Source organism: Enterobacter sp. R-25 (genome assembly GCF_049913205.1).
GTDB classification, from domain to species: Bacteria; Pseudomonadota; Gammaproteobacteria; order Enterobacterales; family Enterobacteriaceae; genus Enterobacter; species Enterobacter ludwigii.
The window spans coordinates 1,431,016-1,443,449 of the sequence record NZ_CP183982.1; the positions used below are offsets into that span (position 1 = coordinate 1,431,016).

General features: G+C 53.1%; 12 protein-coding genes. 4 read left to right on the forward strand and 8 right to left on the reverse strand.

Translation table 11 applies throughout. From position 1 onward, the window contains the following. The first annotated feature begins 43 nt into the window (after positions 1-43). Positions 44-955: a 23S rRNA (adenine(1618)-N(6))-methyltransferase RlmF gene (gene rlmF, locus ACN9MQ_RS06800; RefSeq protein WP_020884914.1), complete on the forward strand. Its 912-nt coding sequence runs from the start codon at positions 44-46 to the stop codon at positions 953-955. A gap of 46 nt (positions 956-1,001) precedes the next feature. On the opposite strand, the gene ybiO is transcribed toward rlmF, so the two are convergent. From ybiO to rhtA, 6 genes are all read right to left on the reverse strand, one after another. Continuing rightward, on the reverse strand, positions 1,002-3,212 hold the full coding sequence (gene ybiO / locus ACN9MQ_RS06805; RefSeq protein ID WP_047366371.1) for a mechanosensitive channel protein: 2,211 nt from the start codon (positions 3,210-3,212) through the stop codon (positions 1,002-1,004). A 131-nt stretch (positions 3,213-3,343) separates the two neighbouring features. After that, the gene (gene glnQ / locus ACN9MQ_RS06810) at positions 3,344-4,066 is read right to left on the reverse strand and encodes a glutamine ABC transporter ATP-binding protein GlnQ (protein ID WP_014169252.1); all 723 of its coding nucleotides are present in this window, start codon (positions 4,064-4,066) and stop codon (positions 3,344-3,346) included. Next, positions 4,063-4,722 (reverse strand): glutamine ABC transporter permease GlnP, encoded by a 660-nt coding sequence (gene glnP / locus ACN9MQ_RS06815; protein WP_014169254.1) that lies wholly within the window; start codon positions 4,720-4,722, stop codon positions 4,063-4,065. Before glnP ends, glnQ begins: the two co-directional genes overlap by 4 nt. A gap of 84 nt (positions 4,723-4,806) precedes the next feature. Continuing rightward, a complete protein-coding gene (glnH, locus tag ACN9MQ_RS06820) occupies positions 4,807-5,550 on the reverse strand; it encodes a glutamine ABC transporter substrate-binding protein GlnH (protein ID WP_014883108.1) in 744 nt (247 codons plus the stop codon). A gap of 362 nt (positions 5,551-5,912) precedes the next feature. Further along, positions 5,913-6,416, reverse strand: coding sequence for a DNA starvation/stationary phase protection protein Dps (dps, locus tag ACN9MQ_RS06825; protein ID WP_010428924.1), 504 nt, complete (start codon positions 6,414-6,416; stop codon positions 5,913-5,915). A 300-nt stretch (positions 6,417-6,716) separates the two neighbouring features. Beyond that, positions 6,717-7,604, reverse strand: a complete 888-nt coding sequence (gene rhtA, locus ACN9MQ_RS06830; protein WP_185791886.1) for a threonine/homoserine exporter RhtA — start codon at positions 7,602-7,604, stop codon at positions 6,717-6,719. Positions 7,605-7,958: 354 nt separating this feature from the next. Here rhtA and ompX point away from each other — a divergent pair, with 354 nt between their 5' ends. After that, positions 7,959-8,477 (forward strand): outer membrane protein OmpX, encoded by a 519-nt coding sequence (gene ompX, locus ACN9MQ_RS06835; protein WP_020884910.1) that lies wholly within the window; start codon positions 7,959-7,961, stop codon positions 8,475-8,477. A gap of 97 nt (positions 8,478-8,574) precedes the next feature. Here the strand turns inward: ompX and ACN9MQ_RS06840 are convergent, their stop codons facing one another. Both ACN9MQ_RS06840 and mntS read right to left on the reverse strand, forming a co-directional pair. Then, positions 8,575-10,158, reverse strand: coding sequence for a phosphoethanolamine transferase (locus ACN9MQ_RS06840; RefSeq protein WP_025204621.1), 1,584 nt, complete (start codon positions 10,156-10,158; stop codon positions 8,575-8,577). A gap of 283 nt (positions 10,159-10,441) precedes the next feature. Next, a complete protein-coding gene (gene mntS / locus ACN9MQ_RS06845; RefSeq protein ID WP_020884908.1) occupies positions 10,442-10,573 on the reverse strand; it encodes a manganase accumulation protein MntS in 132 nt (43 codons plus the stop codon). Positions 10,574-10,756: 183 nt separating this feature from the next. Between mntS and mntR the strand changes: the two genes are divergently transcribed. Next, entirely contained in the window at positions 10,757-11,230 is a 474-nt protein-coding gene (mntR, locus tag ACN9MQ_RS06850) for a manganese-binding transcriptional regulator MntR (RefSeq protein WP_014169260.1), read from the forward strand. Beyond that, positions 11,227-12,336 carry an anion transporter gene (locus ACN9MQ_RS06855; protein ID WP_020884907.1) on the forward strand — a complete coding sequence of 370 codons (1,110 nt, stop codon included), beginning with the start codon at positions 11,227-11,229 and terminating at the stop codon, positions 12,334-12,336. Before mntR ends, ACN9MQ_RS06855 begins: the two co-directional genes overlap by 4 nt. Positions 12,337-12,434 lie beyond the last annotated feature (98 nt).

Below are 12,434 nucleotides of genomic sequence, written 5' to 3' on the forward strand. Positions count from 1 at the left end.
GCCTGCAAAGGGTATCTTACGCCGCTGTTTAAAGGAGAAAGCCATGACTTCCCAAAAGCCGGGATTGCACCCACGAAATCGCCATCGTAACCGCTATGACATGAATGCGTTGTGTCAGAGCTGTCCTTCGCTGCAGGACTACATTGTGCAGACACCTGCCGGTGAACCTTCGGTCAACTTTGCCGATCCGCAGGCGGTTAAAATGCTCAATAAAGCCCTGCTGGCACACTATTACGGTGTGGCGCACTGGGATATTCCGGAAGGCTTTCTCTGCCCACCCGTGCCGGGGCGGGCCGATTATCTCCACCATCTTGCCGATCTTCTCGCTGACGATCGCAACGGTGTCATCCCTGAGCAAGCATCCGTGCTTGATATCGGTACCGGGGCGAACCTGATTTATCCGTTGATTGGCGTTCATGAATATCACTGGCGCTTTACCGGCAGTGAAATCGGTAATGAGGCGTTTTCCAGCGCACAGGCGATTATCAACGCCAACCCTGGGTTAAGCCGGTCTGTCCGCTTGCGTCGGCAGAAAGATGCCGCATCGATCTTCAACGGGATTATCCACAAGAACGAAAGCTACGATGCCACCCTGTGTAACCCACCGTTCCATGACTCCGCGGCCACCGCCCGTGCGGGCAGCGAGCGCAAACGCCGCAATCTCGGTCAGGCGGAAGATGCCGCGCTGAACTTTGGGGGGCAGCAACAGGAACTGTGGTGCGAGGGGGGAGAAGTGGCATTCATCCTGCGAATGATTGAGGAAAGTAAAGTATTTGGCCGTCAGGTTAAATGGTTCACGACGCTGGTATCCCGTGGGGATAACCTGCCACCCCTCTACCGTGCACTGACCGATGTGGGTGCCGTTAACGTGGTGAAAAAAGAGATGGCGCAAGGCCAGAAGCAGAGCCGCTTTATCGCCTGGTCATTTATGGACGCTAACAAGCGCAGTAAATAACCCACAGGCAGGCCGGGTAAGGCGACGCCGTTACCCGGTCCCCACGCTATAAGGTGGGCTCCTGTGGCGGTGTGGGGGACGCCGGTGAGGGTAATACCTGATAGGTCTGCACCGGCATCCGCACCGCGGCCAGGTCAAAGTGTTTTTTCACCATACTGTCGAGCGCAAAGCGCACCGTCCACTGCTTCAGTGGCTGCGTGGTGAACGACACGCGCAGGGTAAATGCCGTGTTCGTCAGGCCGACAATACCGGCAAACGACGGCTCTCCAATCACCAGCCCGCGAATATCCTCCATCGCCATCATCTCTTCCACGGCGTCCCGTAGCGCCTGTTTCGCTTTATCTGCATCTTCATGACGGTCAACGTCGTAGTTGGCCACAACCGAGCCAATGCCTCGGACAAAGTTAGCGAAGGTGGTTATCGATGACCATGGAATTATGTGGTACGCCCCGGTGTCCTGGCGCACGCCGACGGAACGAATGGACATGCGCTCTACCGTGCCGGTTAACGGCCCAATCGTGACCAGATCCCCGGTGTTCATCCCGTTCTCAAACTGGATAAAGACGCCGGTGATTATATCCTTCACCAGGGTTTGTGAACCAAAGGAGATAGCCAGCCCCAGCGCGCCAGCACCTGCCAGCAGCGGCGCGATGTTCACGCCGATTTCCGAGAGCACAATCATGATGGTAATGGTGCTGATAATAACCGCCAGCGCATTGCGAAACAGCGTCAGCAGGGTGCGGGCACGGGCGCTGGGCAGGGGACGCCCATGAATGTCGGACACCAGACGGTTCTCGATAAGGCTCGCCAGCAACGTCCAGCCAACCGCAGAGAAGAAGAGGATCAGCGCGATGCGAATTAAAATATCGACGGTCTTTTCGCCCGCGCCGTTGTGCAGCCAGTTCCAGAAGTCAAACAATCCCCATGCGTTAAGCAACAGCATAATCGCCACGCAGACGGTGAGAATGCGCGCCACTTTCAGTGATACCGAGATCCAGCCGTTGACCCTTTTTTGCAGTTCCGGATAACTGCGCTGCACCTGTGGCGAGAGGGTGAAGGTTTTCGATAGCCAGCGCGACAGCAGGCCAGAGACAAATGCCGCAATGCCAATGATGGCCAGGCTCTTGAACGTCGCCCCCATCATAAATTTCAGGCTGTTGCCCGGGTCGAACAGCGAGAAGAAGCACAACACGATAAAGTAGGCGCTCGCCAGCCAGTGCCACACCAGCGCGAAGGCGCGGATAAAGAGACTGAAAAACGACAGGGAACGATCGGCCAGATGCAGCAAGCTTTGGGTAATGGTCTTTTTGTTATGGAAGATAAGGTACAACGCCCAGACGGTAATGCAGATCATAATCAGCACATTCGCCAGGGCGCCAAACTGCACGTTGACCTGGTTGGAGATGATCGGCACGGCAACCAGCAGACCGTAACCAATCAATCCACTGAGCACGCTGAGGCGCAGCGCCCAGTATCTGGCGCTCTCATCCCGAATCGAGAAGGGACGAAGATCCGGTACGTGCGGGCAAAATATCAAACGCAGCAGCGCCTTAAAGAACTCGATCAGCGCAAAGGCGTTGAGGAAGAGCGCCTGCTGGAAAGCGATGGTTTTATTGCCGGCGTTAAGCCTGTCGGCCAGGACCTGGCCCATAAACAGCGTCAGCGCCAGCAGCAGTAAATCGATGATAAACGCCGACGCTATCATCAGCGGCAGGTGTAACCAGCTGCTTTTCTGCTGGTTCTTCTTGCGCCCCCATTGCCCCATCTTACGGTAGAGCGGCCATGCGCACAGGCGTACCAGCCAGTAAAACAGAAATACAGCGCCCGCCAGCATCAAAAACTGCGTGGCGGCTGTCGTAAACGTATGGGGATTAAACGGTTTATGGGGCGAACCAATCAGGTTGCGATAGAGCTGGGCAAAGCGCGAGGAGAGCTCGCTTCCATAGTGACGGCTCACGTCGGTGACATTTTCCAGCACCGTTTTTTGTTCTTCCACTTGCGGAGGGGTAATTGTCGGCACCGGCTCCTGCGGCGGCGTGGCGGCGACTTTTCGCAACTGTCCGATTAACTCCTGCCGGGAGGTATCGTTTTCAAGCACATCGGCAAGGGCACTGTAGGCGGCTTTTTTCTGTTCAACATCCGGCTCTGGGGGCGGTGTCGTTTGCTGTGTGGCGGTCGTGCCGGTGGTGACGCCGGGGATGGAAACGGCGAACGATGGCGCACAAAACAGGCTAAGCAACAGCAAGATCCACGGCACGGCATCCTCCGGTGAAAATAATGAACAAAAAGATAAGTATAGAGGGCGAGGCGCGCGGGAGGATTTTTGGGAACAATCTGGCGTAAAAAAGCCGGGCATGCCCGGCTCAGAATGGCGTAACTGAAGCGCTATCAGGAGACGTGCTGCAGGAACTCCTGCAGGCGCTGGCTCGGTGGATTGGCGATCAGCGCTTGTGGGTTACCGTCTTCAGCGATACGGCCCTTATCAATAAAGATCAGGCGGGAAGCCACTTTCTCAGCAAAGCCGATTTCGTGGGTCACGATAACCATCGTCATCCCTTCTTCAGCCAGGTCCTGCATGACTTTCAGCACTTCGTGACGCAGTTCCGGGTCAAGCGCCGAGGTTGGCTCATCAAACAGCATCATCTTCGGTTTTACCGCCAGTGCGCGGGCGATAGCCACACGCTGCTGCTGTCCGCCGGACAACTCAGAAGGGTAGTGATGAGCACGTTCCGCGAGGCCGACTTTAGCCAGCAGATCTTTAGCCAGCGTTTCCGCCGCCGCTTTGCTGGCGCCACGTACGCGCAGTGGACCAAACATTACGTTTTCCAGCGCCGTCAGGTGCGGGAACAGGTAGAACTGCTGGAACACCATGCCAGCTTCCTGACGAATCAGACGGTCGTCGACTTTCGGGTCATTCACCTTCAGGCCATCGACAATCAGATCGCCGCTGGTGATCTCTTCCAGCTTGTTGATGCAGCGCAGCAGGGTCGATTTACCGGAGCCGGATGGCCCGATAATGACCACCACTTCACCCTGTTTGATATTCAGATCGATATTGTGCAGCACCTGGGTTGGGCCAAAGTGCTTGGAAACGTTTTTAAATTCAATCACAGGATTTTCATCCTTCTTTCAAGACGACGCAGAACGAAACTCAGAACCAGAGTGATGATCAGGTAGACAACAGCTACCGCACTCCAGATTTCCAGCGCACGGAAGTTGCCCGCAATGATCTCCTGGCCCTGACGGGTCAGCTCAGCAACGCCGATAACGATGAACAGCGACGTATCCTTAATACTGATGATCCACTGGTTCCCCAGCGGTGGCAGCATGCGGCGCAGGGCCAACGGCAGAATGACGTGGCGGATCGTTTCGCGACGAGAAAGGCCTAACGCCAGACCCGCTTCACTGAAACCTTTATGAATCGACAGGACCGCACCACGGGTAATTTCCGCGATATAGGCACCTGAGTTGATCATAATGGTCACGACAGCGGCGCTGAACGGGTCAATGCGCAGGTCGGTGAAAGCCATTGGCAGGGCGAAGTAGATGAACATGACCTGAACGACAATTGGGGTGCCGCGGATCACTTCGATGAAAACCAGTGCGATGTGGTTTGCAATCCAGCCGCCGTAGGTGCGGGCGAAACCGGCGACAAGACCGATAATCAACCCACCAACCAGACCGAGGACCGAAATCCACAGGGTCATTTTAGCGCCTTCAAGCAAGATAGGAATGGCAGGCCAGATGGCGCTCCAGTCAAACTGCATGATAGTTTCCTGTTACTGTTACCGTGTTTCTAAAATAGCAGGGGCGAAAGGTCGCCCCCGAGTGAACGTCATTTTTAAGAATTATTATTTAGGCTCGGTACCGAACCATTTTTTATAGATTTCGTTGTAGGTGCCGTTCTCTTTCAGGGTTTTCAGCGCGCCGTTAACTTTCGTACGCAGGTCGTCGCTGCCTTTCGGGAACGCAATACCGTACTGCTGGGCTTCCAGAGAATCACCGACGGCTTTGAACTTGCCGTTGCCCGCCGTTTTGATGAAGTACAGGATGTTAGGGGTATCGTGCAGCACCGCGTCAGCACGGTTGGTACCCAGCTCCATGTAGGCGTTATCGATGTTCGGGAACTGACGCAGATCTTTGGTTTTGATGTTTGCTTTCGCGTAATCAACAGAACCGGTACCGCCTTTCACCGCGACGACTTTACCGTCGAGGTCTTTCACGCTTTTTACGTCGTTATTATCGGCTTTCACCATCACCAGCAGGCCGCTTTTGTAGTAGCCGTCAGAGAAGTCGATCGCTTTTTTACGTTCTTCAGTAATGGTGATACCGGCCAGGGCCAGATCAACGTTTTTCGTTTGCAGTGCCGGGATGATGCCGCTGAAGTCCATTGGCTTCAGGGTGTAATCCAGTTTGAGTTCTTTTGCGATAGCAGCCCACAGATCAACATCAAAGCCAACGTACTTATCACCCTGTTTGAATTCAAACGGAACGAACGCCGTGTCGGTCGCCACAACCAGTTTGTCGGCAGCCTGGGAAGAGACCGCAAAAGCCAGGGTAAGTGCAGCCAGTGAAACTTTTAATACAGACTTCATAGCATTTCCTTTTATATCCACGGGGCGATCCCCTGCGAGAACGAGTGGCACAATGAAAAAATCGTGCCAACTTTACAAGCTGTTGTTTTACAAAGGGGATGATGTCATGCATTGCACAGAAAACGGGGCAATGAACTTTTATTGCACCAAAGTGGAGCACCGTTTTGGTGCGCGTCATTTGGCTCAACAGACGAAGCGTTATTTAGCGTAAATTCTGACGAAAAAACAATCTTCCGTTAACGGTTGTGTGAGGTGATTATTACAATTTTTTCACTTTTGCAGCGTCTCAGGCCAAAAACGTGCACCATAGATGTGCAAAACCCTCACCGGAGGGCGAGGGTTGTATAGGAAATTCTTATGAATTATTCGATGTTGGACTCAATGAACCACAGGAACTGGTCCAGGTCGCGGGAAGCGGCGGTGAAGATATCGGCTGTATCTTCGTCTTTCGCTTCGCCGATAGCTTTACGCACATCATTAGCCACTATCGCGTAGCGGTCTGCCAGCTCTTTCAGGTGATCCTGAACGGTATGGATATCCAGCGGATAACTTTTCAGTGGCGTCTTACTGTTAATCACCTGCGTGGTACCCAGTGCCACACCGCCTAACTGTACGGCACGTTCGGCCATGGTATCGAGGTGGGTAACCAGTGCTGTGCGGAAGCCATCCAGCATTTCATGAACGGCAATAAAGTTTGCACCGCGCATATTCCAGTGGGCCTGTTTGGTGATCAGCGAAAGATCGATGAACTGGATCACCTGGCGATTCAGCAACTCAATGGTCGCTTTTTTGTCGCTATCCGATACATCGTTACGGGTATAAAGCAGATTAGACGCTTTCGTTTTCACCAGTTTAGCGGTACTCATAATCTCATATCCTCTTGATGTTTGTTTCCCAGGTAATTGCGGGATTAAGTATAGCACCGGATTTTTTCCCTGCGGGGAGGCTCTGCCTATCAGTTTAATAGTGAGAAGGACGTTGTGTTTACAATGGTATGAAATTAAAGGGATTGTTTAAAATTGATGCAGATCAATCCTAATTCAGGAAAACGTTATCGACAGCGGGGGAAATATTTCACGAAGAGTGCAAAGTTTGTAAAAAAATATTTTAAACGGGAAACTGGCCTTTATTCTGCATGGCTATAAAGCCACGCAGAATATAGAGCGCTAATTGAGGTCAATTTTCTCAACTTTAGGTTCCGGGCGCATCGTTAGCGTTGAGCCCATTGAGGCGGCGATAATCGAACACAGGGCCAGCGTCTGGGTGAAGGTCAGGGTTTCACCGAGGAAGACCATCCCTGACAGGGCGGCGAGCGCGGGCTCCATGCTCATCAGCGTGCCGAAAATGCGCGTTGGCAGGCGCGTCAGGGCTATCATCTCTAAAGAGTAGGGGAGTGCTGTGGAAAGAATGGCGACCGCCAGCCCGATGGGCATGACTGACCATTGCCAGATGGACTCGGTGGCCTGAGCCATACCCATCGGCACAAAGATGATAGCGGCAATTAATGAACCGATTGCCACCGTCGCCGGGCCATGCTCTTCCCCGGCGCGCTGTCCGGTCACTATATAGATAGCCCAGCAGGCACCCGCCCCCAAAGCCAGCGCCGCGCCCGTGAGATCAATCTCTGAGACGCTCTGGCCCAGCGGCAGCAGGAACCACAGGCCAAGAACGGCTAAAATTACCCAGATAAAGTCAACGGGACGACGGGACGAGAAAAGCGCTACCGCCAGCGGGCCAGTAAACTCCAGTGCCACGGCAATCCCCAACGGAATTGTCTGGATGGAGAGATAGAACATGTAGTTCATCGCTCCCAGGGACAGCCCGTAAAAAAGCAGCGGTAAGCGTTGTTCTTTTTTAAAGCGTAAACGCCAGGGTTTGAAAATCACCACCAGGATCGCGGTTCCGAGGGCAATACGCAGGGCCGTGACCCCAGGCGCACCGACCAGCGGAAAGAGGGATTTAGCCAGCGAGGCACCGCTTTGAATGGACAACATGGCGATGAGTATGACGACAACCGGCAACCAGACCGACGACGAGCGGGATAACCCAGGCATCCTTTCTCCTGTCAACTTATGTCAAATGAAGTAAAGGTTGCAGTGTAAAGGAAATAAGCTGCAACGGTTGAGAGACCGTTGAAAAAAAAACGTGTAAATTCCGTAAAATGGTTAAGCGCTGGTGGATTTATCGCCTGTCAGATTAGGAATAATCTGGATGAATGTAACGGCGCAGACGCGCAGTATGAGCGTTTTATAGCGAAAATTGTATGTGATTTGAATGAGATAGCTGACGCTGGAAACGTTCTGTTACAGGAAAGGTTCAGTTAGACATCACGAATCACAAAGAGTTTCGCAAATTTTTTTGATATATTTAAAACTTACGGACTTACTTGAAGCACATTTGAGGTGGTTATGAAAAAAATTGCATGTCTTTCAGCACTGGCCGCTGTACTGGCTGTTTCCGCAGGTACCGCTGTAGCTGCTACTTCTACTGTAACTGGTGGTTACGCTCAGAGCGATATGCAGGGCGTGATGAACAAAGCTAACGGTTTCAACCTGAAGTATCGTTACGAGCAGGATAACAACCCACTGGGCGTGATCGGTTCTTTCACCTACACCGAGAAAGATCGTTCTGAAAACGGCGCATACAACAAAGGCCAGTACTACGGCATCACCGCTGGTCCAGCTTACCGTCTGAACGACTGGGCAAGCATCTACGGTGTTGTAGGTGTTGGCTACGGTAAATTCCAGCAGACCGAAAACCAGGGTCTGAACCGCACTGCAAGCAACAGCGACTACGGCTTCTCCTATGGCGCGGGTCTGCAGTTCAACCCAATCCAGGACGTCGCTCTGGACTTCTCTTATGAGCAGAGCCGTATCCGCAACGTTGACGTTGGCACCTGGATCGCGGGCGTAGGTTACCGCTTCTAATCACTTCGGTGAGCCAGTAAAAAATCCGCCCAATGTGGCGGATTTTTTTTTTACGTTAATCCCTCGCCTTGCAGGAGAGAGTAGCAGATTGCCCGGATTATTTACTCTTAATATCGAAGATATCGGTTCCCAGATGGTTATAGTCAACTTTCTGTAACTTGAAGTTGGTAATGTAAACTGGGGGAGCCTTCTTGTTAGAGACAAACGGGTACGCATTTTTTATCTGCTGTGCCGAAATCCCCGTCCACTGCGAGAAGAAGGTCAGGAAATCATTGGCCGAACGCCGCGCTTTAATAATGCGATGCGTTTTATCATCACTCGACACAACCATAAACGGTACCTGGAAGTTCTGCTGGAACTTATCGTCGTGCGCCAGATACTGCACCTCTTTACCGCGCTCTTTAAACGCCAGCCCGTGATCCGAGAAGTAGACCATCGAGAAACTGTCACCCGTATTGCGTAACTGATCGTACAGTTTGCTCAGCAGGTCGTCGGTTTGCGTCATGGTGTAGAGATAGCATGAGGTCTCTTTGGACTGCACAAACTCTGCGTATTTACCGCCGGTCCGATCGCAGGCCTGCGGGTGAGACCCCATCAGGTGCAGAACAATCAGCTGCGGCTGGGTACGCGGAGAGGCAAAGACCTGCGCCGTCATTTTCAGCAACGCTTCATCTTTCGTGTTCTTGTCCGCTTCAAAATCACCGTTCTTCAGGAACTGCACTTCGTCGGCGCGTCTGGCGATACTGGCAATGGCCGTATCGTATTCGCCAATTTGTCCCTGATTGGAGAACCACCAGGTCTGGAAACCTGCGCGGTTCGCCAGGGTAACAAAGTTATCCTGAAACTGGGGTTTGTCATCGACCACCCGGTTCAGCGTCAGGCCGAGAGATTTCTGCGTTGAGCCGCTGGCCGCAACATAATCGGTAAACAGGGTGCCTTTGACCGAACTGGCGAACGGCGTGTTGTCCCAGTGTCCGCCAAAGGCTCCCATGGCGTCGCGACGTGCACTTTCACCAATCACCACCACATAGGTGTGATATTTGGGCTTCACGGCCAGCACGTTCCAGGTGTCTTTCATATTTGAAAGCTCAGCCATACGTGCCTGTTCGTCGAGCACCTCTTTATTGTTAACGACGACGTCTTTCACAAAACGGAACACCGGATAGCCGGTATCCTTTAGCTTGAAAACCCCACCCCAGGCCAGGTTTTGTACTGGTGCGACAAAGAACGCCACCACGCTGAACGCCAGGCACAGGTGCTCAATTTTTCCCCACGTTTTTTTCTCTTCCGCTTTACGGCGAACGGCTATCACGCCAAGGGCAAAGATAAAGAGGCCGACCACATAGCTGTACCAGGGGAAGATCGTCAGGATCTCTGTCGACTCTTCCATATTGGTCGAGTGCAGCGCCAGCAGGGTATTAAAGTTCGGCGAGCCGTAAGCCTGACCAAACGGGAAATAGAGTGCAGCGACCAGAGAACAGATTCCGACTAACGTTTTTTGCGCGCGCGGAGCCGTTCGCCACAGCACATGCAATATGCAGGTAAAGGCCACGGCATAGAGCAGGCTAAAGGGATAGCCAAGCGCAAAGTTAATCAGTAATGACTGCAAAAAGTAAAATCCCGTCCACGGGCTTAAGGCCCGGCTACGGGTAACAACGGTGTCTATCAGGGTTAAATTCATAGGTCACTATCATGGATAAAAACGCCATGTGCTCACCCTGGCGTCAAGGGTCATAACCTGCCTGACAGTGCGTGGAGAGGGAATGAGGGTCCGCTTCAGCGAGCCGCAAATTGTGCAGGGCTGCAAGAAGATAGTGCGAGCGCTAAATAATAGCAACAGTTGCTAAGCAGATGTTTTGCGAAGGGGATTGCAAATCCGTAAAAAAGATCGGGAATAGGGCGGCTGAAAGCCAGTGTACAGTGGGTTTGTGACGGAAAAATGAAGCGGCGTACCGCAACGCCGCTTAGTGGGAAGGTTTGTCGTCCTGATGCGGGGGTTTGTTGTTAAACATATCGCACAGCATGTTCAACAGCATCAGGCGTACTTTAAAGGGAGAGTGGGTAAACACGTTCATACACCTCTTGAATTCGTTCATGAGACCTCCTGATTTTTGATCCCTTCGATCCGTGAAGGGTGACTGCATTACATACAGATATAGCACAGGCTATATTGTATAGCTATGGCTATTTCGTTAATTTTTTGTGCTTGTAGAGGGATGGTTTACAATGTGCGCTCTCGATACCGGGCGCTGGAAGCGTCACCCCACTGAGGAAGTACAATGAACCGTCGCGCAGGTAAGCCAACAATCAGAAAAACGACGCAACTGGTGAATGTTGAAGAACATGTCGAAGGTTTTCGCCAGGTACGTGAAGCGCACCGTCGTGAGCTGATTGATGACTATGTTGAACTGATTTCCGATTTGATTCGCGAGGTCGGGGAGGCGCGCCAGGTGGATATGGCTGCACGGCTGGGCGTTTCCCAACCGACAGTGGCAAAAATGTTAAAACGTCTGGCCTCCGTGGGCCTGATTGAAATGATCCCCTGGCGCGGCGTCTTTCTGACGCCGGAAGGGGAGAAACTCGCCCAGGAGAGTCGCGAGCGCCACCAGCTCGTCGAAAACTTCTTACTGGTGCTGGGCGTAAGCCCGGAAATTGCCCGCCGGGACGCGGAAGGAATGGAACACCACGTCAGCGAAGAGACGCTGGTTAAGTTCCGCGAGTTTACCCTTAAATATGGTCCCTCCGCTGAATGAACATCCCCGGACTGCAGGCCCTGGCACGCGATCGTTTCTTCCATCTCTTATTCATCATTGGCGCAGTATTAAGCATCTTTGTGCCGTTTGCGCCACACACCTGGCCTGCGGTGATTGACTGGCGCACCATCATTACCCTCAGTGGCCTGATGATGCTTACCAAAGGGGTAGAGTTGAGCGGCTATTTTGACGTCCTGGGACGTAAAATGGTGCGCCGCTTTGCCACTGAACGCCGTCTGGCGCTGTTTATGGTGTTCTCTGCTGCGGTGCTGTCGACGTTTCTGACCAACGACGTGGCGCTGTTTATCATCGTGCCACTCACGCTCACGTTGCGTAAGCTCTGCGAGATACCGGTTAGCCGGCTGATCATCTTCGAGGCGCTGGCCGTTAACGCCGGTTCGCTTCTGACCCCTATCGGCAACCCACAAAATATTCTCCTGTGGGGACGCTCCGGGCTGTCGTTTGCCGCTTTTACCTGGCAGATGGCCCCGCTGGCGCTGGTGATGATGGTGTCGCTGCTGGCGGTCTGCTGGTTCGCGTTCCCGGTTAAAAAACTGCAGTACCACAGCGGTACCACGGGTCCGCAGTGGCAGCCGCGTCTGGTGTGGAGTTGTCTGGCGCTGTACATCGTTTTCCTGTTCGCGCTGGAACTGAAGTATGAACTGGCGGGCGTACTGCTCGTCGCCGCCGGTTTTTTATTCCTGGCGCGGCGCGTGCTGATCAGCGTGGACTGGACGTTATTGCTGGTCTTTATGGTGATGTTTATTGATGTACATCTGCTTATCCAGCTTCCGGTACTGCAACACGTTCTGCACAGCGTCAGCGGCCTGTCGCAGCCGGGATTGTGGCTCACGGCGATTGGTCTGTCACAGTTCATCAGCAACGTGCCTTCCACCATTTTACTCCTCAACTACGTTCCCCCTGACACGCTGCTGGCGTGGGCGGTGAATATCGGCGGGTTTGGGCTGCTGCCCGGTTCGCTTGCTAACCTGATTGCCCTGCGTATGGCTAACGATCGTCGTATCTGGTGGCGTTTCCATGTCTGGTCGATCCCGATGCTGATTTGGGCCGCGGCGATCGGTTTCGGAATTTTCCTTCTCATATAGTGCGCAATTTGTCAGTTTTTCCTGGCAAACGTATAGCAACGTCCTAGCTTTAGTGAACGGCATAGTGTGATGCCGCTCACTGACAGGACTGTTGCTGA